Origin of the sequence: Nocardia sp. NPDC051832 (genome assembly GCF_040681285.1) — a bacterium.
Classification (GTDB): Bacteria; Actinomycetota; Actinomycetes; order Mycobacteriales; family Mycobacteriaceae; genus Nocardia.
This window is the reverse complement of sequence record NZ_JBFAYL010000008.1, coordinates 141323-166080: the sequence shown is the minus strand read 5'-3', so window position 1 is coordinate 166080 and position 24758 is coordinate 141323. Positions and strand designations below refer to the sequence as shown.

General features: G+C 67.9%; 28 protein-coding genes. 16 read left to right on the top strand and 12 right to left on the bottom strand.

Features of this window, described 5'->3' with window-relative positions; translation table 11 throughout:
• Positions 1-9: 9 nt before the first annotated feature.
• Entirely contained in the window at positions 10-1452 is a 1443-nt protein-coding gene (locus AB0M14_RS36245) for a form I ribulose bisphosphate carboxylase large subunit (RefSeq protein ID WP_365004199.1), read from the bottom strand.
• Positions 1453-1564: 112 nt separating this feature from the next.
• On the opposite strand from AB0M14_RS36245, the gene AB0M14_RS36240 reads away from it, so the two are divergent.
• Positions 1565-2434 carry a LysR substrate-binding domain-containing protein gene (locus AB0M14_RS36240; protein WP_365004196.1) on the top strand — a complete coding sequence of 290 codons (870 nt, stop codon included), beginning with the start codon at positions 1565-1567 and terminating at the stop codon, positions 2432-2434.
• 22 nt (positions 2435-2456) lie between these two features.
• A complete protein-coding gene (locus AB0M14_RS36235) occupies positions 2457-3047 on the top strand; it encodes a hypothetical protein (RefSeq protein WP_365004193.1) in 591 nt (196 codons plus the stop codon).
• A 54-nt stretch (positions 3048-3101) separates the two neighbouring features.
• Here AB0M14_RS36235 and AB0M14_RS36230 read toward each other — a convergent pair whose 3' ends face one another.
• Complete coding sequence (locus AB0M14_RS36230; protein WP_365004191.1) at positions 3102-3611, bottom strand: hypothetical protein; 510 nt, start codon at positions 3609-3611, stop codon at positions 3102-3104.
• Positions 3612-3648: 37 nt separating this feature from the next.
• Positions 3649-4125: a hypothetical protein gene (locus AB0M14_RS36225; RefSeq protein WP_365004188.1), complete on the bottom strand. Its 477-nt coding sequence runs from the start codon at positions 4123-4125 to the stop codon at positions 3649-3651.
• A gap of 628 nt (positions 4126-4753) precedes the next feature.
• Here AB0M14_RS36225 and AB0M14_RS36220 point away from each other — a divergent pair.
• Entirely contained in the window at positions 4754-5695 is a 942-nt protein-coding gene (locus AB0M14_RS36220; RefSeq protein WP_365004185.1) for an AEC family transporter, read from the top strand.
• A gap of 164 nt (positions 5696-5859) precedes the next feature.
• Here the strand turns inward: AB0M14_RS36220 and AB0M14_RS36215 are convergent, their stop codons facing one another.
• A complete protein-coding gene (locus AB0M14_RS36215) occupies positions 5860-6759 on the bottom strand; it encodes an alpha/beta hydrolase (RefSeq protein ID WP_365004182.1) in 900 nt (299 codons plus the stop codon).
• 87 nt (positions 6760-6846) lie between these two features.
• Between AB0M14_RS36215 and AB0M14_RS36210 the strand changes: the two genes are divergently transcribed.
• The 3 genes from AB0M14_RS36210 (at position 6847) to AB0M14_RS36200 (ending at position 9104) form a co-directional block, all read left to right on the top strand.
• Positions 6847-7407 carry an ABATE domain-containing protein gene (locus AB0M14_RS36210; protein WP_365004179.1) on the top strand — a complete coding sequence of 187 codons (561 nt, stop codon included), beginning with the start codon at positions 6847-6849 and terminating at the stop codon, positions 7405-7407.
• A 79-nt stretch (positions 7408-7486) separates the two neighbouring features.
• Positions 7487-7888 carry a nuclear transport factor 2 family protein gene (locus tag AB0M14_RS36205; protein WP_365004177.1) on the top strand — a complete coding sequence of 134 codons (402 nt, stop codon included), beginning with the start codon at positions 7487-7489 and terminating at the stop codon, positions 7886-7888.
• 49 nt (positions 7889-7937) lie between these two features.
• Positions 7938-9104, top strand: coding sequence for a thiolase family protein (locus AB0M14_RS36200; protein ID WP_365004175.1), 1167 nt, complete (start codon positions 7938-7940; stop codon positions 9102-9104).
• Between the two features lie 39 nt (positions 9105-9143).
• Here AB0M14_RS36200 and dinB read toward each other — a convergent pair whose 3' ends face one another.
• A complete protein-coding gene (dinB, locus tag AB0M14_RS36195; protein WP_365004172.1) occupies positions 9144-10370 on the bottom strand; it encodes a DNA polymerase IV in 1227 nt (408 codons plus the stop codon).
• Between the two features lie 165 nt (positions 10371-10535).
• On the opposite strand from dinB, the gene AB0M14_RS36190 reads away from it, so the two are divergent.
• The 3 genes from AB0M14_RS36190 to AB0M14_RS36180 all read left to right on the top strand — a co-directional run bounded on the left by AB0M14_RS36190 (position 10536) and on the right by AB0M14_RS36180 (position 12938).
• Positions 10536-10910 carry a BlaI/MecI/CopY family transcriptional regulator gene (locus AB0M14_RS36190; protein WP_365004169.1) on the top strand — a complete coding sequence of 125 codons (375 nt, stop codon included), beginning with the start codon at positions 10536-10538 and terminating at the stop codon, positions 10908-10910.
• Positions 10911-10932: 22 nt separating this feature from the next.
• Complete coding sequence (locus tag AB0M14_RS36185; protein WP_365004167.1) at positions 10933-12066, top strand: winged helix DNA-binding domain-containing protein; 1134 nt, start codon at positions 10933-10935, stop codon at positions 12064-12066.
• A gap of 62 nt (positions 12067-12128) precedes the next feature.
• On the top strand, positions 12129-12938 hold the full coding sequence (locus AB0M14_RS36180; RefSeq protein WP_365004165.1) for an NAD(P)H-binding protein: 810 nt from the start codon (positions 12129-12131) through the stop codon (positions 12936-12938).
• Between the two features lie 5 nt (positions 12939-12943).
• Here AB0M14_RS36180 and AB0M14_RS36175 read toward each other — a convergent pair whose 3' ends face one another.
• The gene (locus tag AB0M14_RS36175) at positions 12944-13687 is read right to left on the bottom strand and encodes a TetR/AcrR family transcriptional regulator (protein ID WP_365004162.1); all 744 of its coding nucleotides are present in this window, start codon (positions 13685-13687) and stop codon (positions 12944-12946) included.
• A gap of 88 nt (positions 13688-13775) precedes the next feature.
• Between AB0M14_RS36175 and AB0M14_RS36170 the strand changes: the two genes are divergently transcribed.
• The 4 genes from AB0M14_RS36170 to AB0M14_RS36155 all read left to right on the top strand — a co-directional run bounded on the left by AB0M14_RS36170 (position 13776) and on the right by AB0M14_RS36155 (position 17039).
• Positions 13776-14744, top strand: a complete 969-nt coding sequence (locus tag AB0M14_RS36170; protein ID WP_365004160.1) for an ATP-binding cassette domain-containing protein — start codon at positions 13776-13778, stop codon at positions 14742-14744.
• Complete coding sequence (locus AB0M14_RS36165; RefSeq protein ID WP_365004158.1) at positions 14744-15562, top strand: ABC transporter permease; 819 nt, start codon at positions 14744-14746, stop codon at positions 15560-15562. Before AB0M14_RS36170 ends, AB0M14_RS36165 begins: the two co-directional genes overlap by 1 nt.
• A 117-nt stretch (positions 15563-15679) precedes the next feature.
• Positions 15680-16402, top strand: a complete 723-nt coding sequence (locus AB0M14_RS36160) for a GTP pyrophosphokinase family protein (RefSeq protein WP_365004155.1) — start codon at positions 15680-15682, stop codon at positions 16400-16402.
• A gap of 157 nt (positions 16403-16559) precedes the next feature.
• Positions 16560-17039 (top strand): hypothetical protein, encoded by a 480-nt coding sequence (locus tag AB0M14_RS36155; RefSeq protein WP_365004152.1) that lies wholly within the window; start codon positions 16560-16562, stop codon positions 17037-17039.
• A 43-nt stretch (positions 17040-17082) separates the two neighbouring features.
• Here the strand turns inward: AB0M14_RS36155 and AB0M14_RS36150 are convergent, their stop codons facing one another.
• Complete coding sequence (locus AB0M14_RS36150; RefSeq protein WP_365004150.1) at positions 17083-17568, bottom strand: TspO/MBR family protein; 486 nt, start codon at positions 17566-17568, stop codon at positions 17083-17085.
• Between the two features lie 107 nt (positions 17569-17675).
• On the bottom strand, positions 17676-19112 hold the full coding sequence (locus tag AB0M14_RS36145; RefSeq protein ID WP_365004147.1) for an MFS transporter: 1437 nt from the start codon (positions 19110-19112) through the stop codon (positions 17676-17678).
• Between the two features lie 88 nt (positions 19113-19200).
• Between AB0M14_RS36145 and AB0M14_RS36140 the strand changes: the two genes are divergently transcribed.
• From AB0M14_RS36140 to AB0M14_RS36130, 3 genes are read left to right on the top strand one after another with little or no spacing between them, the layout of a single operon-like run.
• Entirely contained in the window at positions 19201-19671 is a 471-nt protein-coding gene (locus AB0M14_RS36140) for a helix-turn-helix domain-containing protein (RefSeq protein WP_365004144.1), read from the top strand.
• A 41-nt stretch (positions 19672-19712) separates the two neighbouring features.
• Positions 19713-20108 carry an NUDIX domain-containing protein gene (locus AB0M14_RS36135; protein ID WP_365004141.1) on the top strand — a complete coding sequence of 132 codons (396 nt, stop codon included), beginning with the start codon at positions 19713-19715 and terminating at the stop codon, positions 20106-20108.
• Positions 20109-20124: 16 nt separating this feature from the next.
• Positions 20125-20619 (top strand): hypothetical protein, encoded by a 495-nt coding sequence (locus AB0M14_RS36130; protein WP_365004138.1) that lies wholly within the window; start codon positions 20125-20127, stop codon positions 20617-20619.
• 79 nt (positions 20620-20698) lie between these two features.
• Here AB0M14_RS36130 and AB0M14_RS36125 read toward each other — a convergent pair whose 3' ends face one another.
• Genes AB0M14_RS36125 through AB0M14_RS36110 form a run of 4 tightly spaced genes read right to left on the bottom strand, consistent with a single transcriptional unit; the run spans position 20699 to position 24524 of the window.
• Positions 20699-21316 (bottom strand): ATP/GTP-binding protein, encoded by a 618-nt coding sequence (locus tag AB0M14_RS36125; protein WP_365004136.1) that lies wholly within the window; start codon positions 21314-21316, stop codon positions 20699-20701.
• On the bottom strand, positions 21297-21671 hold the full coding sequence (locus AB0M14_RS36120; RefSeq protein ID WP_365004133.1) for a DUF742 domain-containing protein: 375 nt from the start codon (positions 21669-21671) through the stop codon (positions 21297-21299). The genes AB0M14_RS36125 and AB0M14_RS36120 overlap by 20 nt, the downstream gene beginning before the upstream one ends.
• Entirely contained in the window at positions 21668-22063 is a 396-nt protein-coding gene (locus AB0M14_RS36115) for a roadblock/LC7 domain-containing protein (protein WP_194813600.1), read from the bottom strand. Before AB0M14_RS36115 ends, AB0M14_RS36120 begins: the two co-directional genes overlap by 4 nt.
• Entirely contained in the window at positions 22041-24524 is a 2484-nt protein-coding gene (locus tag AB0M14_RS36110) for a nitrate- and nitrite sensing domain-containing protein (protein WP_365004129.1), read from the bottom strand. Before AB0M14_RS36110 ends, AB0M14_RS36115 begins: the two co-directional genes overlap by 23 nt.
• Positions 24525-24758 lie beyond the last annotated feature (234 nt).

The window sequence follows — 24758 nt, the reverse complement described above, 5'->3', positions numbered from 1 at the left end:
CGGGTCCTTTCAGAGGGTGGCCGTCGGCACCGCGTCGGGTGCGTCGGTGGAGGTGTAGTCGAAGGTCACATCACCCCAGGTGGAGAGCGCGACATCGAGCGGGCGGCACCATTCGGCGGCCTTGCGCAGCACCTCCGGGCCTTCCTTGAGCAGATCGCGGCCTTCGTTGCGCGCCTTGACCACCGCTTCCAGGGCGACCCGGTTGGCTTCCGCGCCGGCGGCGATGCCGAGTGGGTGCCCGATGGTGCCGCCGCCGAACTGCAAGATCACGTCGTCGCCGAAGAGATCGAGCAGTTGGTGCATCTGGCCGGCGTGGATGCCGCCGGAGGCGACCGGCATCACGCCGGGCAGGCTGGCCCAGTCCTGGTCGAAGAAGATGCCGTTGCCGGGGTTGGCGGGAATGTGGTTGTCCCGCAACGTGTCATAGAAGCCCTTCGTGGTCGCCGGGTCGCCCTCGAGCTTGCCGACGACGGTGCCCGCGTGCACATGGTCCACGCCGATCAGGCGGCACCATTTGCCCAGCACCCGGAAGCTCACGCCGTGCGTCTTCTGCCGGGTGAAGGTGGAGTGCCCGGCCCGGTGCAGGTGCAGCAGCACGCCGTTGCGGCGAGCCCAGTGCGACATGGACTGCATGGCGGTGTAGCCGACGGTCAAGTCCATCATGATGACGACACTGCCGAGTTCCTTGGCGAATTCGGCTCGCTCGTACATCTGCTCCATGGTGGCCGCGGTCACGTTGAGGTAGTGGCCCTTGATCTCGCCGGTGTCGGCCATCGCCCGGTTCACGCCCTCCATCGCGTACAGGTACCGGTCGCGCCAGCGCATGAACGGCTGGGAGTTGATGTTCTCGTCGTCCTTGGTGAAATCCAGGCCGCCCATGCAGGCTTCGTAGACGACCCGCCCGTAATTGCGGGCCGAGAGACCGAGTTTCGGCTTCACCGTCGCGCCGAGCAGCGGGCGGCCGTATTTGTTCAGGTATTCCCGCTCCATCACGGTGCCGTGCGGCGGGCCCTGGAAGGTCTTCGCGTAGGCGACGGGAATGCGCATGTCCTCCAGGCGCAGCGCCAGCAGCGGCTTGAAACCGAAGACATTGCCGATCACCGAGGAGGTCAGGTTGGTGATCGAACCTTCCTCGAAGAGATCGAGATCGTAGGCGACGTAGGCGAAATACTCGCCCGGCCGGCCCGGGACCTCGTCGACCCGATAGCATTTGGCCTGATACTTCGAGTGCGCGGTGAGCCGGTCGGTCCACACGACAGTCCAAGTGGCCGTGGAGGATTCGCCCGCCACCGCGGCCGAGGCCTCGATCGGATCCACGCCGGGCTGCGGCGTCACCCGGAATACCGCCAGCACATCGGTGTCCGAGGGCTCGTAGTCGGGTGCGTAATATCCCATCGACGCGTACGACTGCACACCTGGATCCCAGCGATCCCGTTCGGTTCCGTCGGCCATGAATCCTCCTGAGTCCGTGGGAATTCCAGGATGAGGCCGGAAGAGATCACAAACAATTTGATTGTTCCTGCGAATACTCAACCGTTTCTTTAAGTTTGCTACCTTCGAAGGCATGGGCATGGTGAGCGCGACGCGGATGGAGACTTTTCTGGTCGTGGCGCGCCAAGGCAGTATTCGCAAGGCCGCCAGCCAGCTGCATGTCACCGAGGCGGCGGTCTCCGCGGCGGTCGCCCACATCGAGAAACAGATGGGCGCCAAGCTGGTCGCCAAGACGGGGCGCGGCATCGCGCTCACCGAAGCCGGGCGGGTGTACGCCGGGTACTGCCGCAGCATCCTCGGCCTGATGAAAGAGGCGCACGCCGCGGTCCAGCAGGCCGAGACCGGACGACTACGGATCGGTGTCGTCGCGACCGCCGGCGAGTACGTGCTGCTGCGCCCGCTGGCCTCGTTCCGGCGGCGCTTCCCCGAAGTGGAACTCAGCCTGTCGGTGCATCCGCGCGACGTCCTCTTCGTCGAATTGCAGCACCACGAGACAGATTTGGTGATCGCGGGCCGCCCGCCCCGGGACGCCGGCCTGGTCACCCGCGCCCGCCGCCCCAGCCGGCTGGTGGTCGTCGGCCCGCCCGGCCGGCACCCGCTCCGCAGCACCTGGCTGCTGCGCGGCCGCGGCTCCGGCACCCGCGACGCCACCCAGGAACTGCTGAGCAGCCTCGATATCAACCCGCCCACCCTCACCCTCGGCTCACACGGCGCGGTCCTCGCCGCCGCCCGGGAAGGCTTGGGCGTCACCCTGATTCACAGCGACGCCGTCGAACAGGACCTGGAATCCGGCGTCCTCGCCATCCTTCCGGTCGACGGCACCCCTCTCGACCGCCCCTGGCACGCCATCACCACCGGCACCCCCACTCCCACCACCCGCCTGTTCCTCGCCCACATCCTCGACCCCGGCCAGGTCGGCGGCGACGCCTTCTACCCGCCGTGAGCGCTTCCGGCAGGATGCAGTCATGGGTGTTTACTGCGAACGGATCATCGATCTCGAAGCCACAGACGCGGACGCGCGCCCTCTCGCCGACCGCGTCATCGACTGGCTCGTCACCGAGAGAGTCCTGACCCGCGAACTATCCGGCGACCGGATGTACAGCGACCACGCCACCGAAGGCTATGTCCCCGGCCCGCATTGGCACCACATCACCGTCGAACAGTGGAACACCCCGGGCCCCGTCGCGATCGCTCTCGGCCGGAACGCCTACGCCGAAGGCCAAGGCTCCGACACCCCCGAATACGCCAAATGCCCCGCCTGCTCCACCAACACCGTCATCATCGACTACCCCGCCGGCCAATGGGAACCCGACCGCACCCGCTGGCAACCCTTCGCCACCGCCATCTCCGCCTGGCACCACACCGGCACCGCCACCGCCCCCTGCCCCGCCTGCGCGGCCACGTCCACGATCACCGCTTGGCAGTGGTCCTCCGACTTCACCCTCAGCACCCTCGCCTTCGAATTCTGGAACTGGCCACCCCTGACCGAAGCCTTCCAGCAAGAACTCTCCGCCCGCCTGGGCCACCCGATCGTGCGCCAGGTCGTCAAACTCTGACACTGCCCGCCGCGGCCACCGCCACCGCGCTTCTCCGCGGCCGACATCGGCCATTCAGCGCGCGACGAAATCCCACTCCTGTTCTCTGGTCAACTCGTCACGGCAGCCGTCGGTGACGACGTCCGTATTCACCCCGTGGTTCGCCTGCCTGGTCAGGCAGATGCCGTCGGGACCGGCAGATCCCCGGAACATGATCCGCTTGCCGACTTGCACCCATTGATCATCCAGGCCCGGCGCGTCCGGGCGATAGTCGCACGGGAGCAACGCGAGATAGTACGTACCGTCCGGGGCGAGCTTGACGCAGTGCGTGTTTTCCATGTTGACCAGATATTGCCTGCCCTGGTGGATCTGCCACTGCCAGCGGAACCCGGCCGCGCCCACCGGAAAACACGGGGCGACCTGGAGTAGGCCGCTGGTGCTGTAGCCGAGACAGCGGAAGTTGGCGGGATTGCGGATTTCGAAGACGTTCCCGGTTCGGGCGGACGCCGGAAATCCCGGGTGCATCAGGGAAATCAGGACGGCGACGGCCAGCAGCGCGGCCGTGCGAAGACTCGATGCGTTCATTGTTGTCTCGTTTCGGATCGGCTGACACCGCGCGGCGTCAGCGGGGAACGAATTGCCACTCCTGATCGACGTTGCCGGCACTGCAGGTGTCCACGTTGACCACGGCGCTGACGCCGTCGCCCGGGTACCGGGTGAAGCACAGATCGGTGGGCTGGGTGGGATGGCGGAACTTGATTCGGTTGCCCGCCTGCTCCCATTGATCGCCAATGCCTGGCGCGTTCTCGCTGTAATCGCAAATACGTAACTGCAGGAATCGGTGGCCAGGGCGAATCCTGACGAGATTGACGCAGTACGCGCTGTGCTTGAGATTGACCAGATACTGATTACCCCGATGGGCCTGCCAGTACCAGCGGAACGTGGCCTCGCCGTTCGGAAAGCACGGCGACACCACGAGCGAGTCCTCCCGGACACTGAGGCAGCGGAAGTTTGCCGGGTTGTGGATTTCGAAGTTCTGGGACTGTGCGGACGCCGGGAACACCGAAAGTGCAAGGAGGGCCAGAACTGTGGCGGTCATTCCCGAAGCTCGGCGAAATGCTCGAACATTCATCGTCTCTCGATCCCTTCCACTATTAGCCGGGCCCGTAGTAGCCCGTGCGGATGTTGCCGGCGACGTAGCGAAAATGGGCCCACCCGAGCGAGCTCCGATAGGTGAGATTCCCAAGGTCGCGCAAGACCTGGTCTCGGTGCCGCGTTACCTCGAGCCGCGCCTCGGCCACCGGATCCCCGAGGCTTCCTGCCATACCGATCGCATCCACCGCAACCTCCAAGGATCTCGCCTGGTCGATTGAGCTCTGCCGATCTCCATAATCCCGCGGCCGACCGCGGAAGGAGCCACTTCGGTCAGCTGAGCGGACCGGCTTACTGGTGAACCGGTCGAGTCGATCTGATCTCGGCCGAACACGCCCAGTGGACCTTTCCCGCCGCTTGACCCATCCCCTGAACGCCGATCGCGCCCGGAGGGCGTCGGCCATCGACGATTGTCGGCTGCGCGTGCTCACGGGCGGCGATCCGGCGGACTCGAGGCGCGGCGCCGGGTCGTCGCGATGACACACGGAATCAATCCCGGCACGGCCGATTGAGCCGTGGTTTGCGGGCGGGAGCAGAATGGGCGGCGTTCTGGCGTGAATTGATTGGGTGATGTGATGATTGGTGCCGTCGCGGCGACTCTGGCGAAACTGGCGCCGGTGCTGATCGTGTTCGGTGTGGGGGCGCTGTTCGGAGCGCGGAAGGTGCTGGCAGGGGAGGCGGCGAAGGCGTTCAGTGACTTCGCGTTTCTGTTCGCGATCCCCGCCTATCTGTTTCCGAAGCTGTATCACGCGAACCTCGGCGCCTTGTTCGCGCCGGCGGCGGTGGGTGGGTACGCGGCGACCGCGATCGGCACGCTGGTTCTGATGGCGGCGTTCGGCAAGTGGGTGGTGCGGGCGGACGCGTCCGGGATCGCGTTACGGTGCATGTGCGCGGTACAGGTGAACGCGGCCTATTTCGCGCTGCCGGTGCTGGACTTCCTGTTCGGTGACGCGTCGGCGATTTTCCCGATCGTGCTGTTCCAGGTATGCGTGCTCACCGTCATCGTGCTGACTGTGCTCGAGCACGGCCGGACTGATCGGCAGGCCGGGGGAGTGCTGCGGGCGGTGGGATCGGCGCTCAGCACGCCCGTGGTCCTGGCTTGCGCCGCGGGCGTACTGGCCAACCTCGTGAATTTCCGTGTGCCCGATCCGCTCCTGGAAGGTCTGGAGTTCGCCGGAGCGGCCGCCTCTCCGGTCGCGCTGTTCGCACTCGGCCTGCACGTCGGCGCCTACGGCATGCGCTGGCGGCCGGTGACGCGCGACGAATACCTGCTGATCGCCGTGAAGTGCCTGGCCTTTCCTTTGCTGATGTGGGCGTCACTGCACTACGTATTCGGCTTGACGGGCACGACATTGGCGATGTTCGTGGTGATCGCCGCCATGCCCGCCCCACAGAACGCCTTCATCTACGCCCAGCGCTACGACGGTGAAATTGACCTCGTGGCCGCCGCGGTCGTGAAATCCACCGTCCTCACCGCCGCCCTCCTCCCACTCTGGATGCTCGTCTTAGCACCCTGACTGCCTGCCGCCCTGGCGACTACTGCCCTGAATGCCTGCCGCGCTGAGGGACTGCCGCGCTGGGCGACTGCCGCCGTGAGTGACTGCCGCCCTGGGCGACTGCCGCCCTGGGCGACTGCCGCCCTGAGTGACTGCCGCGCTGAGTGAGGTCCGCTCTGACGCGATCACTCGGTGGCGGCCGCCACCACGTGCCGCTCACTCGGGAGGCGATCGAGGAAGGCGGCGATGTGGGCGGCGATTTCGGGGAGGTGGGTTTCCAGGGCGAAGTGGCCGGTGTCGAAGAGGTGTAGTTCGGCGTCGGGGAGGTCGGCGAGGTAGGCGTGGGCGCCGGGGGCGGGGAAGAAGGGGTCGTTCGTGCCCCAGACGATCAGGGCTGGGGGAGTGTATTCGCGCAGCCAGGACTGCCATTCGGGGTAGTGGGCGACGTTGGAGTGGTAGTCGAAGGCCAGGGCTACCTGGGCTTCCTTGCGGCCGGGTAGGTCGAGGTAGTGCTGATCCAGGATCCAGCTCTGCGGGTCCAGCGCGGTGGTGTCGGCGACGCCGTGCTCGTACTGGCCGCGGGTGCCTTCCAGGGTCAGCAGCCCGCGGATGGTGTCCTCCGCGCCGTCGATCTCCGGGCGCAAGGCGACGAAATCCCTTGCACCATCGGATAATCCGGCTTCGTAGGCGTTGCCGTTCTGCACCACCAGGCCGCTGATCCACTCCGGGTGCCGGGTGGCGAGCCGGAAGCCGACGGGCGCGCCGAAGTCGAAGACGTAGACCGCGAAGCGGGTCAGGCCGAGCTGCTGGACGAAGCCTTCGGTGATGTCTGCCAACCGGTCGAAGCTGTACTCGAAATCCGCTGGGGCGACGGTATTTCCGAAGCCGGGGTAGTCCGGGGCGATGAGCCGGTAGCTGTCGCCGAGGGCGTCGATGAGCCGGCGGAACTGGTGCGACGAGGATGGAAAGCCGTGCAGCAGCAACAGGACCGGCGCGTCGGCGCGGGTGGGCACGGACTCGCGATAGAACACCTCGACGCCGTCGACTTCGATGCTGCGGTGCTGGACCAGGGGCAGGACGTTCATGGCTTCACATGCTTTCTCTAGCTCGGTATGCATTAGTTCTAGTCCGCGTCTAGCTAATGTGTCAAGTCGATGATGTACCATTAGTATGTGACCGAGTCCGAACCGCTGATCGGCGAACCGCTGCCCCTGGATCTGGTGAACACCCGCCCGGCCGGCGCCGATCTGCTCCAGACACCCGAACAGCTGGGGCACTGGCTGCGCCTACAGGCCGACCGCCTGCCCGGCGCGCCCGGGCGTCCATCCCGCGCCGACCTCGCCGCGGTACACGCTGTGCGCGAACACATTTCGGCCGCGCTCGACGCGCTGCTCGACGACTGCCGCCCACCTGCCGCCGCCCTGCGCGGCCTCGAAGCCGCCGTCTCCGCCGCACCGGCCGTCCGCCGCCTCACCTGGACCGCCGGATCTCTCGTGGCAACCGTTGCGCGAGAAGGTGATTCGAGCGCTCGCCTGGCCGCCACGCTCGCCGACGCGGCCGTCGACCTGCTCACCGACCCGTCCATCGCCCGCCTGAAGCGCTGCGCCGCCGAAGACTGCGTGCTGCTTTTCCTTCCCGCGCATCCGCGCCGCCAATGGTGTTCACCCGAACGGTGCGGCAACCGCGCCCGCGTCGCCCGCTACTACCACCGCCACAAGGCCGCGACGGAGTAATCCGGGGTTCCCGTCTCCGAGCTCCAGGGTTAGGGTGAGGCCTACCTATTCAACGAGTTGCATATGCGAGGTGGATGCGATGGAGGCCTTCAAGAAGGCGGTCGAGGCGCGCGACGGTGACGCGCTGGCGGCGACACTGGCGGAGAACGTGGTGTTCACCAGCCCGGTGGCGTTCAAGCCCTATCCGGGGAAGCCGATCACGGCGGCGATCCTGCGCGGCGTGCTGCGCGTGTTCGAGGACTTCCGCTATGTCCGCGAGATCGTCAGCGCCGACGGCCGAGACCAGGCCCTGGTCTTCGAGACGACCGTCGACGGCAAGACCGCGAACGGCTGCGACTTCCTGCACCTGGACGAGAACGGGCTGATCGACGAGCTCACCGTCATGGTTCGCCCGCTCTCGGCGGCGCGTGCGCTCGCCGACGCCATGGCCGCGCAATTCCCGCGTATCGAGGCGGAGGCCGCACGCGGTATGGTGGGCTAAGTTAATCGCCGTTCGCCTGCCGGGCGGCCGTGCCGAGCTAGGAGCCGCCATGACTTCCGCTGTCATCGTCGACGTTGTCCGTACACCCTCCGGAAAGGGCAAACCCGGTGGTGGACTGTCGGATGTGCATCCGGCGACCCTGCTGTCGGGCGTCCTGGCGGCGCTCGTCGAGCGGAACGATCTGGACCCCGCCCTGGTCGACGATGTGATCGGCGGATGTGTCACCCAAAGCGGTGAACAGGCGTTCAATATCTCGCGCACCGCGGCGCTGGCGGCCGGTTTCCCGGAATCGGTACCGGCCACCACCGTGGACCGCCAGTGCGGATCCTCGCAGCAGGCGGCGCATTTCGCGGCGCAGGGCGTGCTGGCCGGCGCCTACGACATCGCCATCGCCTGCGGCGTGGAGTCGATGAGCCGGGTCCCGATGTTCTCCAACGCCCAGGGCCAGGACGCCAACCGCGGCCCGCTCGCGCATCGCTTCCCGGAAGGCCTGATCCAGCAGGGCACCGCGGCCGAGATCATCAGCCGGCGCTGGAAGCTGGATCGGGAAACCTTGGACGCCTTCGCCGCCCGTTCGCACCGGCTGGCCGCCGAGACCGCCGCGGCGGGCGGCTTCGACAGCGAACTCGTGGCCGCGGGCACCCTCACCGCCGACGAAACCATCCGCGCGAACACCACCCCGGAAGGCTTGGCCGGTCTGCGCCCCGCCTTCGTGGACGAGGCGATGAAGCAGCGCTTCCCCGAGATCGAATGGTCGATCACCCCGGGCAATTCCTCGCCGCTCTCCGACGGTGCCTCGGCCGCGCTGATCATGAGCGAGGAGAAGGCGAACCAGCTCGGCCTGCGCCCGCGCGCCCGCTTCCACTCCTTCGCCGTGACCGGCGACGACCCGCTGCTCATGCTCACCGCCGTCATCCCGGCCACCCGCAAGGCCCTGGCCAAGGGCGGCCTGACCATCGACGACATCGACGCCTACGAAGTGAACGAGGCCTTCGCCCCCGTGCCGCTGGTCTGGCAGCACGACCTGAACGCCGACCCGGCCAAGCTGAACCCGCGCGGCGGAGCCATCGCCCTCGGTCATCCACTCGGCGCCTCGGGCACCCGCATCCTCGCCACCATGCTCAACCACCTGGAGCAGACCGGCGGCCGCTACGGTCTGCAAACCATGTGCGAGGCAGGCGGTCTCGCCAACGCGGTGATCATCGAACGCCTCTGAAGTCGCCCCGGCATGCTTGTGGCCGGGGCCCAGGCGCTTTCAGTCCGGCAGCAGCGGAACCGAGATCCCCTCACCGCGGTGCAGCAGGGCCGCCCGGGTCACCGCGGCCGACCCGAAGCGGCGGCGCAGATCATCCAGGGTCGCGTCGAGGGTGTTCTCGGCTCGCCCGTCCAGCGGCAATGTCAGCTGCGCGCTGTCCGCGTCCTCGAGATTGGTCAGCGCGAGACCGATCAGGGTGAGCCCGCGCTCGGCGATCATCGGCATCGCGGTCGTCAGCAAGGTGCGGGCGGACGCCAGGATGGTAGCCGTCGAATCGGTGGCCTCGGGCAGTGTGTGCGACCGCGTCGCGCGGCTGAAATCGTCGAAACGCATGCGCAGCACCACCGTCCGGCAGACCCGGTCCGCCGCGCGCAGGCGGCGGCCGAGCCGATCGGTGAGCCCGTGCAGGTAGGCCTCGATCTCCTCGGGCGGTCGCTGAGTGCGTCCGAGGGCGCGCTGCGCGCCGATCGAGCGCCGCCGCCGTCCGGTCTCCACCCGCCGTGGATCGCGTGCCATGGACAGGGCGAACAGGTGTCGTGCCGCGGCGGGCCCCACGATCGCGCGCAGCGGACTCTCGCCGAGTTCGGCCAGCTGCGCGATCCGGGTGATGCTGTGCTCGTGCAGCTTCGCCGCGGTGACATCGCCTACGCCCCACAGTCTTTCGACCGGCAGCGGATGCAGGAAGTCCAGCTCGCCGTCGGGCGGAACCAACCGCAGTCCGTCGGGTTTGGCCACCGCGCTGGCGACCTTGGCGAGAAACTTGGTTCGCGCGATGCCGACGGAGATGGGCAGGCCCACCTTGTCCCGGATGTCGGCGCGTAGCCGCTGCGCGATCTGCACCGGCTCGCCCGCGATCCGGCGCAGCCCACCGACATCGAGGAACGCCTCGTCGATGGAGATGCCCTCGACGATCGGCGTGGTGTCGCGGAAGACCTCGAACACCGCCTTGCTCGCCTCGGCGTACGCGCTCATCCGCGGCGGCACCACGATGGCGCGCGGGCACAGCCGGATCGCCTGCCCGCCGTTCATCGGCGTCCGGATCCCGAACGCCTTCGCCTCGTAGCTGGCCGCCAGCACCACGCCGCCGCCGACGATCACCGGCTTGCCCCGCAACCGCGGATCGTCGCGCTGTTCGACCGAGGCGTAGAAGGAATCGAGGTCGGCATGCAGGATCGAGGCCTCGGCTCGCGCCTGGATACGGGGATGGCGTCGGGATTCGTCTGACATGGGAAGCCCTCCTCGTCGCGTCGGCAGTTAATCGAACATATGTTCGCACACCAGGCCTGCGGAGGGAATCGTCCGGGCGGAATCTACGGTTCGAGTCCGTAGGAATGCCGTACGGTCGGTACTCTGGCGACGGCAACATGATCAGTGGTGAGGGAGTTCGGCACGGTGCGTGGATTCGGAGAGCTGGAAGCCGTGATCATGGACCGGATCTGGGACCGCGACTCCGAGCACACCACGGTGCGCGACCTCTACGAGGAACTCTGCGCCGAACGCGAGATCGCCTACACCACCGTGATGTCGACCATGGACAACCTGCATCGCAAGGGCTGGCTGGTGCGCGAGCGCGCGGGCAAGGCCTACCGCTATTGGCCCTCGCTCACCCGCGAGGAGCACAGCGCGCGGGTGATGCTGGAGGCGCTGGAATCCGGCGGCCGCCCGGATCTGGTACTGAGTCACTTCGTCGATCAGATCAGCGCCGAGGAATCGGCAGGGCTGCGCGCGGCGCTGCGCCGGCACACCGCGCGCCAGACGCCGGGCTGAGCGAACGGGATACGCTCGCAAGGTGGCTCGGAATGAGGAGGCGGCGGTGCAAGTCACCTGGGAACAGGTCTTCACCTGGCGGTTGGCGCGGCAGTTCGTGTCCGAGCCGGCCGCGGCGCGGGTGCCCGCGATCGTGGAACGGCTGTGCGGAGTGCAGGCGCAAGTAGGTTCCGCCGCGGAGACCGCGGTGGCGTTGCGCCGTAAGACGCCGAAGCCGGGAGCGCTCACCGAGGCGCTCGGCACAGGTGCGGTGGTGAAGACCTGGGCCATGCGCGGCACGCTGCACGCGCTCACCCCGGAAGGGGCCGCCGCTTTTCTGCCTCTGATGGCGGCCACCAAGGTCTGGGAAAAGCCATCGTGGCAGAAGGCTTTCGGCGCGACCCCGGCCGAGGTCGAGGCGCTCACCGAGGCCGTCTCTCAGGTCTTGGCGAACAAGGCCCTGACTCGCGAGGAGTTGGTCGAAGCCCTGCTCGCGGACAAGGCGTTCCACAAGATGGGGGCGGAGCTGAAGTCGGGCTGGGGTGCGTTGCTCAAGCCGCTGGCCTGGCAGGGTGCGCTGTGTCACGGTGCGGCACAGGGCAATCGGGTCACCTTCACCACTCCGGCCGAGCTGATCCCGGGATGGAAGGGCCTGCCCGAACCGGACGAGGCCGCCCCGGCGGCTGTCACCGCCTACCTCGGTGCGTACGGCCCGGCGACCCCGGAAACCTTCGACGCCTGGCTCAGTCGCGGCAACAACCGCAAACCCGTTGTCCGAGGCTGGTTCTCGGACCTGGGTGACGACCTCGCCGAGATCGAGATCGACGGCGTCAAGGCCTTCCTCCGCGCCGAGCACGTCGATGAGCTGGCCGCGGTGCGACCGCGGCAGTCGGTGCACCTGCTGGGCGCGTTCGACCAGTACATCCTCGGCCCCGGCACCAAGGACACCGAATTGCTGCCCGCCGCACACCGATCCGACGTCAGCCGCACCGCGGGCTGGATCGCGCCGCTCGTGGTAATCGACGGTCGCATCGCGGGGACTTGGGAGCTGGACGGCGCTCACCTGGCCGTCTCGATGTTCGACGGCGCGAAGCCACCCGCGAAGCAGCTCGCCACCGCCGCTGCCCGGGTCGCCGCGGCGCTCGGTCTCGACGGGCTGAAAGTTGTTTCCGCCTAACGCTTCTTGACCTCGAGCAATGTTGAGGTCCTAACGTCGCGTGCGACGAAAGGATTTCGGCAATGACGACACTGGTCACCGGCGCCACCGGAAACACCGGCCGCCATGTGGTACGAGAACTGCTCGAACGCGGGGAGAAGGTCCGGGCGCTGACCCGGAATCCCGCTGCGGCCCTGCGGATTCTGCCGTCGGGTGTGGAGCTGGCGGAGGGCACGCATACCGCGCCGGACGCACTCGCCGCCGCACTCGACGGGATCGATCGATTGCACGTCACCGTGACGGCGGGCTTGGCCGAGGTGGGCCCCGAACTGGTCCGCCGGGCCGTGGACGCGGGCGTCCGCCGCATCACCGTGGTGTGGGGCGGCGCGGTCGGCGCGGCCGAGGAGGCGATCGCCGCCTCCGGGGTGGAATGGACCCGCCTGGAGCCCCAGGAATTCATGTCCAACACCGCGACCTGGGCCGATTCGATCCGCGCCGAGGGTGTGGTCCGCGAGCCCTACGACCTCCCGAGCGCGCTGGTGCACGAGGCCGACATCGGCGCGGTGGCCGCTGTCGCCTTGCTCGAGGACGGCCACTCGGGCCAGGTCTACAACCTCACCGGTCCCGAGGCGCTGACCCCGCGCGAACGAGTCGCGCACCTGTCCCGGGCGATCGGGCGCGAGATCGGCTTCGTCACCATCACCCATGAACAGGCCGTCGACCGCCTGATGGCCACCGGAGTATCCCGGGCGGACGCCGATTACGTCATCGGCTGGTACGCCGCACCGCCCGCCGTTTCGACCACGATCGACGACACCGTCGAACGCGTAACCGGCCGCCCCGCCCGCACTTTCGCGCACTGGGTGACGGAGAACGCGCACCGCTTCCAATAGCTGAGCTAGCCGCGCCGCTGATTCACCAGCACCTCGAACCCGTCGAGGATGCGCTGCAACCCGAAGTCGAAGTGGTCGAAGCTGTGATCGAAGGCATCCTCGGACAGCGCCGCCATCAGCGGGAACCTGCCCGAGGCCAGCGCCCGCTCCAGCACCGGCTGCTGGGCTGCCCAGAACTCGGCGTCGGTGAGGCCGGAGGTGCGCTCGGCCTCCGCGTGATGGAGCTGGGTGCGGGCGGCGCCGGTGACGTAGCCGTCGACGGTGACTACGACACTGATCAGTTCCTGATCGGTCAGCCCCATCGGTGTGATCTGTGCCAGCACCAGTTCCATACCGAGCAGCGCGGCGGGCCCCATCACCGGCCGGGTCTGGTTCACCTGGATCAGCCACGGGTGCCTGCGGTAGAGGGCCAGCGTTTCGTAGGCGACGCGTTCGAGGGCGGCGCGCCAGTCGAGCTGCTCGTCGAGCGGGGTGGGCTGCTGGACCCGGTCCAGCATCAGGTCGAGCAGCTCACCCTTGCCGGGCAGATAGCGGTAGAGCGTCATGGTGCCGATGCCGAGCTCGGTGGCGACCCGGCGCATGGTGACCGCGGCCAGGCCCTCGGCGTCGGCCACCCGCACCGCGCCCTCGACGATCTGATCCAGCGTGAGCCCGGGTTTCGGCCCGCGACTGGGGCGGGGACCGTTGTCCCACAGCAGGTCTAGGGTGCGCGCGATATCTCCGCTGCCGCTGGTCTCCGTGCTGGTCATGAGGGTCAGCCTAATCGTAGGGAAATTAACTGGGTACGTTGTACCCATAATAGGGTACGATGTACCCAGTTAGTTCCGATTCGGGAGGATGAGGGTGAAGGAATACGCGGTGCAAGCCGAAGGGCTCCGCAAGAAGTACGGGGACAAGAACGCCTTGGACGGGTTCGATCTGACGGTGCGGCGCGGCACCGTGCACGGGTTGCTCGGTCCCAACGGCGCCGGGAAAACGACCGCGGTGCGGATCCTTTCGACACTGGTGCGCCTGGATGAGGGCCGGGCCACCGTGGCCGGGCTCGACGTGGTGCGGCAGCCTCGGGAGGTGCGCGCCAGTATCGGCCTCACCGGTCAGTACGCCGCCGTCGACGAGGTGCTCACCGGCCGGCAGAACCTGGAGATGTTCGGCCGGCTGTTCCATCTGGGCGGTCGCCGGGCCAAGACCCGCGCCGTCGAACTGCTCGAACGCTTCGAGCTGACCGACGCCGCCGACAAGGGCGTCGGCAAATACAGCGGCGGCATGCGCCGCCGGCTCGACCTGGCCGCGTCGATGATCCTGGCGCCGCAGGTGCTGTTCCTGGACGAGCCGACGACCGGTCTGGATCCGCGCAGCCGCGGCGAGGTCTGGGAATCGGTGCGCGCCTTGGTCGCCGACGGCACCACGGTCCTGCTCACCACGCAGTATCTGGAGGAGGCGGACAAGCTCGCCTCGCACATCACCGTGATCGATCAGGGCCGGGCCATCGCCGACGACACCCCCGACGGGCTCAAGAACATCGTCGGCGGCGACCAGATCGTCGTCGTGGCGGCCGAGGTCGCCGATCTGCCCGCGGTCGCGAAAGTCGTTGCGCGGGTGTGCGAGGGCGAACCCGAGATCGACGAGATCGAGCGGCGGGTGCACGCACCGGTCGCCGATCGGGTCGCCGCGCTCACCGAGGTGGCCCGGACTTTGCAGGACGAGGGCATCGTCGTCGAGGACATCGGGCTGCGCAGGCCCAGTCTCGACGACGTCTTCCTGCAACTCACCGGGCACCGCACCGACATCGCCGAGGAGGCCGCGTAATGACCATCATCGACACTCCGCCACAGCACTCGCGGGCCTTCTGGGTCGTCGCCGACTGCTGGAATGTGGTGCGGCGCGGGCTGACCCACTACCAGCGTCAGCCGGTGAACATCGCCTGGCAGCTCGGCTTCCCGATCCTGTCGGTCCTGCTCTACGGCTATGTCTTCGGCAGCGCCATGGTGGTCCCGGGCGGCGGCGATTACCAGGACTTCCTGATGCCCGGCATGTTCGCGATGACCATGGCGTTCGGGTTCATCAACACCGCGACGCTGGTCGTCTACGACGCCACCAACGGCGTCATCGACCGGTTCCGCTCCATGCCGATGGCCCCGTGCGCGGTGGTGTCCGGGCGCGGCGTCACCGACCTGCTGGTGGCCTGCGCGGAACTGACCATCCTCATGCTCACCGCGCTGGCCATCGGCTGGCGGCCCGAGGGCGGAATCCTCAGCGCGCTCGTGTCTTTCGCGCTGCTGCTGTGGTTGCGGTTCGCCCTGATCTGGGTCGGGGTCTGGCTGGGCCTGCTGGTGCCGAACCCGGAGGCGGCCGGCGGCCTGTTCGCGGTCGCCTTCCCGCTGACCATGATCTCCAGCATCTTCGCCGCTCCGCAGCTCATGCCGACTTGGCTGGGCACCATCGCCGCCTGGAATCCGATCTCCTCGACGGTCGCCGCGACCCGCGAGTTGTTCGGAAGTCCGGAAGGCAGCGGTGATACCTGGATCGAACAGCACGCGATCCTGATGGCGGTGATCTGGCCCCTGGTGATCACCGCGATCTTCCTGCCGCTCGCGGTGCGCCGGTTCCAGCGTTTGAGCCGCTGAGCACGGCCGAGTCGCCCGGTCCCGTCCCGGGGCCGGGCGGCTCAGCCTGATCTCAGACCCCGGTGACAGACTGTGTCGAAGGCCGATCCCTGCGACACGAAGGCGACGACATCACCGATGAGCAGTCCTGACACCGACCTCGCGCCGTTCCAGAGCGAGTTCACCCGGTTCATGATGTCCTACCGGTTCGTTACCTCCGAGTTGATGACCAAGATCAACATCCTGGCCGACGAGTTCACCTACATCCACGACTACAGCCCGATCGAGCACGTCCGGTCCCGGCTCAAGTCCCCGGAAAGCATCCTGCGCAAACTCCAGCGCAAGGACATCCCGGCCACCCTGCCCGACATCCGCAAGAACATCGTCGACATCGCCGGCGTGCGCATCACCTGCAGCTTCATCCAGGACACCTACCGGATCGCCGAGATGCTCACCAGCCAATCCGACGTCACCGTGACCGAGGTGCGCGACTACATCGCCGACCCGAAACCCAATGGCTACAAGAGTTTGCACCTGCTGCTCGAATTGCCGGTCTTCATGAGCGACCGCGTCGAACACGTCCCGGTGGAGCTCCAGATCCGCACCATCGCCATGGACTTCTGGGCCAGCCTCGAACACAAGATCTTCTACCGCTACGGCGGCGACGTCCCCCAGGAACTCCTCACCGAACTCACCGAGGCCGCCGACGCCGCCAACCGCCTCGACATGCGCATGGAGCACCTGCACGAGCAGGTAGCCCGCACCCGCGTCACGGGCGGCAACGGCAACGGCCTCTCAGCCCACAGCGCCGCCCAGGAGCTCTTCGAAGCCCTCGCCCAGCACCACCGCTTCACCACCTGAGCGCCGGGGGTCGACCATGTGCAGCCAGGGCATGGTGGAGGCCAGACTCATCCAGGGCGAACTGGAAGCATGCCGAATCGGGAAGACTGTGGTGGAAGCCCGAATTGCGCGGTCAGATGAGGCTGTTGCTGGTGGCAGCGGCGTAGGAGGAGTTGACGTGGTGCGGATCGGTGTAACCGGACACATGAACATCACCGTCGAGACCGCGCCGCTGGTGTACGACGCAATCAGCGCACTACTCCGCGAAGAAGATTCGGCCGATCTGACCGGTATCAGCTGCATTGCTCGTGGTGCCGACACGGTGTTCGCGCAGGCCGTACTCGATGCGGGCGGCAAGCTCGAAGTCGTGTTGCCGTCACGAAACTACCGCGAGCGCAAGGTGAAGCCCGACGATGCGGCGCAATTCGACGATCTGCTCGAACGCGCGAACCGGATCCGAGTGATGGACTTCGACGACGCGGGCCGAGAGGCTTACGAAGCCGCGAACGAGGCCGTAGTCGGAACCGCCGACAAGCTGATTGCGGTGTGGGATTCCCGAGCAGGAGAGAAGGGCGGTACGGGCACGGTCGTCGACCTGGCCCGTCAAAACGATGTGCCAGTCGTTATCGTTTGGCCGGTCGGCGCCGCTCGCGGCTGATCTGCTCCAAGTACAGGTCGGAAGGCCGGGGGACGCACGGGGATCAGCGGCTGCGATTGCGCCGCCAGATGCTTGCGGAGAGGACTGTGGCGAACGCGCACCAGGCTGGGTACAGGGCCAGTGCGCGGCCGCTGGGGTGGGCGGCGGCGACTCGGCGGGTCAGGGCGACTCCGCTGGCGGTTAGGGCCGCCGCGACGATGGTGGCCGCGCCGAGCCGGTGGGCTCGGAAGAACACCCAGGTCCAGGCGGCGTTGAGCACCAGGTTCGCGGCCAAGGCTTGCCGGGTCGCGCGCTGCCGGGCGGGGTCGGTGGTGTGGTCGAGGGCGAGCGCCGTGGTGGTGGCGATGTCGGCGTACAGCAGCGTCCAGGCGAGGGGGAAGGCCGCGCGGGGCGGCTGGAACGACGGCTTGTCCAGCTGTTGATACCACCGGCTGCCGGGCCCGGCCGCCAGCGAGCCGGCGACGGCGGCCGTGCCGGCCCAGGCGGCGGTGGTCCGAAGGTTGCTGGATCGGGATAGTGCGGTGGTCATCCGGCGGCTCCGCTCTCGAGAGGGATAGTGATCACTCGGGCGATACCCGATCGATGGCACTTCACCGCCCGAGGTCGGGGCCTTCCCGGCCCGGTGCAGAGAATCAGTCAGGTTTTGGATGGCTGAGGGGAGGCGGCGGGGGTCTGATCCGGGGTGACGGGCCGCGGTAGCCGCGCGCCCAACCCGATCAGTCCGGCGAGGAACGCGGCGACCGCGACGACGAACCAGCCCCGCTGGAAGGCGTCGAGGGTGGCTTGCGGGTCGGTGGGGGAGCCCAGGACCAGGACGAAGACCGCGACGCCGATCGCGAGTCCGATCTGGCGGGACATGCTCAGCACCGCGGAGCCGGTGGCGAATCGGTGGGGCGGGAGGCCGCCGGTGCCCGCGGCGAAGGAGGTGGGCAGGGTGAGGCCGACGCCGAGGCCGGTGAGGAGCATGCCGCCGAGGCCGCCGGTCGGGTAGTTCGGTTCGAGGGTGATCGCGCTGGCCCACCAGAGCAGGCCGGCGGCGAAAGCTGTTCCGCCGGTGGCGATCACGGGGCCGGGGCCGACGCGGGCGATGAGTTTGCCGGCGAGGATCGCGACGATCGGGACGACGAGCGGGCCGGGGGCGACGGCCAGGCCGGAACGCAGCGCCGACCAGTCCCAGACCTGCTGAGACCAGAGCACGAAGGAGAGCAGCATGGCGCCGAAGGCCAGGTTGAACAGCACGCCGTTGGTCACCATCAGGGCGAAATTCGGGAGGCGGAGCAGACCCGGGTCGACCACCGGGCTGTGGTGCCGGGCGGAGGAGATCACGAAACCCGCACCCGCGGCGATGGATACCGCGAACGCGGCGAGGATGCTCGCCGAGGACCAGCCCCAGTCGTCACCTTTCACCAATGCCAGCACGAACGCGCCGATGCTCGCGGCCAGCAGCAGCGCACCGATCAGGTCGGGGAAGCGCCCCCCGCCACCGGCGGGCTTCGGCAGCTTGCGCAGACCCGCGACGAGCGCGAGCGCCCCGATCGGGACGTTCACCAGAAAGACCCAGCGCCATCCGAATTCGACGAGGACGCCGCCGAGCACCGGTCCCAGCGCCGCCCCGAGTCCGCCGAAGGCCACCCACAGCCGCACCGCCGTCGCTCTGCGCTCGGGCGGCGTCGCCGCCAGCACCAGGCCCAGCGAGGTCGGGGTCAGGATCGCGCCGCCGATCGCCTGGAGCACCCGGAACGCCACCAGCGAGCCGACATCCCAGGCCGTGGCGCACAACGCGGAACCGAGCACGAAAATCGCGAGGCCGAGCAGGAAGGCGTTGCGGGTGCCGCTGCGGTCGCCGAGCCGGCCCGCGGGCACCAGCAGTGCGGCGAACACGATCGCATAGGCGTTGAGGATCCAGGAGAGTCCGGCGATGTCCGCGCCGCCGAAATCCACCGCCATATCCGGGAGCGCCACGTTGACGATGAACAGGTCCAGGCTCGACAGCAGCACGCCGATCGAGACGATCGCGAGGACGAGCCGATGGTCGAGCGCGGGCGGATCCTTCGGTGCGACAGAGGTATTCACGAGATCGCTCCGTTCCGCCAAGTGAGTTGCATCATGAAACGCACACTAAACGAGTGAGTTGTTTGAAGCAACCGACTAGGGTGGGCGCATGCGAAGGATGAGCTTCGAAGACATGAACTGCTCCGTGGCGCAATGCCTGGAAGTGGTCGGAGAGTGGTGGACGCTGCTCATCGTGCGCGACGCCCTGTTCGGCGTGACCCGCTTCGACGACTTCCGCGCCCGCCTCGGCATCGCCCGCAACGTCCTCACCCAGCGCCTGGAACACCTTGTCGCCCACGGCGTCCTGACCCGCGAGCCCTACCAGCAGAACCCGATCCGCTACGACTACCGCCTCACCGACAAAGGCCGCGCCCTCTGGACGGTCGTCAACGCCATGCGCCAATGGGGCGACGAATGGGCCGCCCCCGACGGCCCCCCGATCCAAGCGGTCCACGAAATCTGCGGGCACACAGCGACGATCGAGCCGACCTGCTCCTCCTGCGGTGCGCGAGTCCACCCCCGCGACCTGCACCCCGTCTACGGCCCCGGCGCCCGCGACCACACCCTGCTGCCCAACTGACCCGTCCTTCGGTGGCAGCGGCGGGGCGATAGGCTGCCGCGGTGGCGGAGCAGCGGCTGATCGATACGGTGGCGTGGGTGCGGATCGAGGGTGGGAAGATCCTGTGCGCACGGCCGCGGGGGAAGGATGTGTTCTATATCCCCGGCGGCAAGCGGGAAGGTGCGGAGACCGATCTGCAGACCTTGCTGCGGGAGATCGAGGAAGAGCTGACGGTCGCGCTGCTGCCGGAAACCGTCGCGCACGTGGGTACCTATGAGGCGGCCGACAACGGGCTACTGGTCCGGATGAGTTGCTACACCGCCGATTATCGCGGCACGCTGGCCGCGAGCAGTGAGATCGATGAGGTCGCCTGGTTCGCCTACGCGGATCGGGAGTCGGTGCCGCCGGTCGATCAGCTGCTGTTCGACGACTTGGTCGCCGCCGGGCAATTGACCTGAGCGCTACGGTCGTGGGATGAAGACGGTTGTCTCGGTACTGCGCTTGGCCGCCTACGCCCTGGCCACACTCCCGCTCGCGTTCGCACCCTTGGCGGTGCGGTTGCGGTGGCCCCGCAGGCTGCTCGGCGCGCGTATCGATCCGCGACCATCGCTGTTCCGCACCGCCGCACACACCGTGCTCAGCGCGGGCACGGGCCTGCTGGCCTGGTTTCTGGCGTTCCTGGCTACCGTCGCCGCCGTACGCGGTATCGCGTACCCGCTGCTGACCGAAGGCGACTACGAACATTCCTGGGGCGGCCCGACCTTGGCCGGGGCCTGGGCGGTGCACGCGGCACTAGGGCTCGCCTTGCTGCCGGTCTTCGCGCTCGCGCTCGCGGGCCTCGGGCAACTGCAAATCCGTCTCGCCCGCCGATTACTGGGCCGCACAGGCGCTTTCTGGCCGCTGCCGCTCGCGGTACTCCTCGCCTGCGCGGGCGTGCTCCTGTTCATCTCCTGGCTGCACCAGATCTGACGCAACAACCGACTCGGCCCCGCCTCGAACGGATCGAAGCGGGGCCGTATCGGCCTGACGCGCGAACGCGTCCGGCGAATTAGCTGGGAACCGGTGCGCGACCGGCCAATTCGATGAGGTGCTCCATCAGCACCAGCAGCGCGTTCTTGGCCGAGTCCCGGTTGCGGGCGTCGCACAGCAGCACGGGGGTGTGCGGGTCCAGGTCGAGGGCGTCGCGCACCTCCTCCACCGTGTAGCGCGGTGCGTCGTCGAAACAGTTCACGCCCACCATGAACGGCACGCCGCGGCGTTCGAAATAGTCCACGGCGGCAAAGGAATTGCTCAACCGCCGGGTGTCGGCCAGCACGACCGCGCCGAGCGCGCCGCGCGACAGCTCGTCCCAGAGGAACCAGAACCGGTCCTGGCCCGGTGTACCGAACAGGTACAGCACCAGGTCCTGATCGATGGTGATGCGCCCGAAGTCCAAAGCCACGGTGGTGGTGTGCTTCTGCTCGACGCCGGACAGATCGTCGACGCCGCTGGACACCTCGGTGATCAGTTCTTCGGTGCGCAGCGGGGTGATCTCGCTGATCGCCGACACCATGGTCGTCTTGCCGACGCCGAAGCCGCCGGCGATGAGGATCTTGACCGACGCCGCCAGCCGGGGCGCGTTCGGGTTGTGCAGGCCGTTGGCCTGGTCAAAGTTTTCGGATGCCATCCAGAACCGCTCGCAATACATTGAGATCGCCGGGACCGGTCTCCGGTTGTACCGGGGACCGGAAGATCAGATGTCCCTCGCCGATCAAATCTCCGACAAGGATCTTCGTCACTGCCAAGGGAAGTTTCAAGTTGGCAGACACTTCTGCCACCGCCTGGGGGGCCTTGCACAGGTAGATGATTCGGGCGTACTCCGGTTCGATGCGGCGCAGGGTCGGCGCCGGATCGGTGGTCACGACCACCGTGAGTATGTCCAGATCATGTCCCGCCCCCATGGTCCGGCCACGCGTGAGCGCGTACGGCCGGACCAACGGTCCGGCCGCCTCGTCGAACCAGGGTTCCCCCCTGCGAGTCATGGCAGGCGCGCTGGGGTGGATAGATAGTTGCCGACGCGCTGCACGGTGACATTCATTTCGTAGGCCACCATGCCGAGGTTCGCTGTTTCCGAAGCCTGTAGTGCCAGACAGGCATTGGTGCCCGCGGAGGTGACGAACAGGACCGCGCGGTCGAGCTCGATCACCGCCTGCCGGACACCGCCGCCGTCGAAGCGGGCGCCCGCACTGCGGGCGAGCCCGTACAGCGTGGACGACATGGCGGCGAAATGTTCGGCGTCTTCCCGGCTCATCGCGGTGGATCGGCCCAGCAGCAGCCCGTCGGTGGACAAGACCACCGCGTGCCGAACCCCTGCCAGCCGGTCCACCAGATCATCCAATAGCCAGTTCAGATCACCGGTTTGGGGAGCGGTCACCGTAGCCTTCCTCATCTTTAGAATTGGACACTGCCTGTTGTCCGGCGGGATGCGCGCGGCGTCCCTGCCGGGTTCCGTTCTCGATCGCGGACATCAGGTCCCGAGCTTGCTCGGCCGAGCGCGCGCGTTCCACCAGCGGCGTGGGCGCGGTGGCCGGCGGCGGCTCCTGGGCCAGTTGTGGTGCCAGGTTGGCCTGCCGGCTGCGGCGCGGCAGCAGCGGCCGGCCGTCGGGTCCGAGCCCGCCCTCCGCGCGCGGCGGTAAGCCGAGCGCGGTGTCGGTGCGCGGCCCCGAGCCGTGCAGGGCATCGGAATGCGGCGGCAAGCCGAGCGAGGAGGTCATCCGGGGCGGTTCCACCGCGGGCGGGCGGTAGGCCGGGGCCGCCGGCGGTGCGGTGAGCACGGCCGTGGACTCGGATTCCAGCGCGCGCACCGGCGGGCGTTCGGGCAGCGGTTCACCGGTGAACTGCACCGACTGACGGTATCGGCGCGCCGGCTCCGGGTGGCCCGAATCCGCCAGGGGGATATGGGAATCGGCGGCCAGGATGGCCGAGGGGATGAGCACGATGGCGCGGATGCCGCCGTAATCGGAATCCGAGAGCCGCACCGAGACGCCGTGCCGGGCCGAGAGCTGGGCGACCACGAACAGGCCGAGCCGGGAGTCCACCGACAGCGCGGCGACACCGAAATCCGGTGGGTTGCGCAGCATTTCGTTGACGCGGGCGAGTTCACCCTCGGGCATGCCCATGCCCTGGTCGGTGATCTCGACGACGAGGCCCTTGCCGACCACGTTGCCGAACACCTCGACCTTGGACTGCGGCGGCGAGAACGAAGTGGCGTTGTCCACCAGTTCGGCCAGCAGGTGGATGAGGTCGGCCACGACCGAGCCCATGATGTGCGCCTCGGGCAGCCGGGAGACCCGGACGCGCGCGTAGTCGACGGTCTCGCCGACCGCGGAGCGCACCAGGTCGATCAGCGCGACCGGGCTGCGCCACTGGCGGCCGGGCTGGCCGCCGCCGAGGATGATCAGGTTCTCGGCGTTGCGGCGTTCGCGGGTGGCCAGATGGTCCAGGCGGAACAGGGTTTCCAGCAGCGCCGGATCTTCCTGGCGGTTCTCGGCCTCGTCCAGAATCTCCAGCTGCCGGTGCACCACGATCTGGCTGCGATGCGCGATATTGAGGAACACCGCCTGCACGCCCTCACGGGTGCGGGCCTCGGCGATGGCGCCGGTGACGGCGGCCGCGTGGGCCTGCTCGAAGGCCTTGGCCACCTGGCCGATCTCGTCGTGGCCGAAGTCCAGGTTCGCCGATTCGTCGGCGGGATCGACCTTTTCACCGGAGCGCAGTCGCGACATCAGTTCCGGGAGCCGGTCGTTGGCCAGCGCCAGGGTCTCACCGCGCAGCAGCTTGAGGCGGCGGATGATCCGGTTGGCCAGCACCAGGGCGATGAGGAAGACGACGATGGAGACCAGGACCACGGCCGCGCCACCGTAGGCGGAGCGGGCCTCGTTCTCCTTGCCGAGTTCGCGGGCCTGGCCGTGCGCGTGCTGGTTCTGGGTGATCCAGAGCTGGGTCAGCGCCTGGTTCACCTGGGTGGCGACGTCCGCCCATTCCTGGGTGCCGAGGGGCAGCGGGACAGTGATCTGCCGGGCGTTGGGCGTACTGCTGCGCAGCTGCTCTTCGAGGAAGTACTGCGAGACCGCGGTTTCCATCGCGGACAGCCGCTGCCAGGCGGTGCTGTTGATGATCGCGTTGGCCGCGGCGACCTGCGCGGCCTCCAAGTCGGTGGCGAGGAAGGAGATCTCGGTGCGGTAGAAGCCGACCTGCCGGCTGAACTCGTCGAGCGGGATCAGCGGCCCGTTCTCGGCCTTCATATTGGCGGCGGCGACCGCGTAGCTGCGCGACATGGCCTCACCGGCGAAGAGCAGGCGCACCGACTCGGTGAGCTCCCGCGAGGTCTCGGAGTCCGGCGCGGTCTCCTGGGCGATCTGCGCGCCGATGCTGATCACGTCGATCAGTTTGTTGTAGAAGCCGTAGGTTTCCAGCGGGGGCAGCATGCCCACATCGATGGCGCCACGGGCCTGGCCGACCGCGGTGGCGAGCTTGTCGGAGTCCTCGAACTTGCCTTCGAGCTTGGCCGGGTCGATCTTGATCAAGCCCTTGGACACCTCGACGACGTTCTTCATGGCGTTGTCGAGCCGGACCCGGGCCGCGGTGATCGCGGGGCCCAGGGTCGTGTCGCCGGCCGTCCGCTGCAGCGTGAGGTGACGTTCGAGCTGAATGCCCGCCATCATCTCGGCACACGGTTCGATCACCAGCGACATCTCGGTCGCCCAATTTTTGGCGTAATTGCCCTGTCGAACCAGATATCCGGCTGCGGTGACGCCGATCACGAGCAGAGTCAAACTCGGGATGAGCGCGATCGCCAGGATCCGGGCGCGGACGCCGAGCCTCGCTCTGAACATTGGGACAACCTAAACCAGTGAAACCGGCATAAGGGATTCGGATTCCGGTGAGCGGGACTCGATTTGACAAATGAATAATCGCGTGTTCCTGAAACCCTCGCTTTGTCAGTCTGCACCGAGCTTTGTTCTGCCGCATCATGATTCGTCACAACGCACAAAACCGCTGCGCAACGCGCGGGGGTCAGGGTGTACCGGCGGGGCGTCCGGCAGCGTAGATTGTGTGTACCCGCCAGT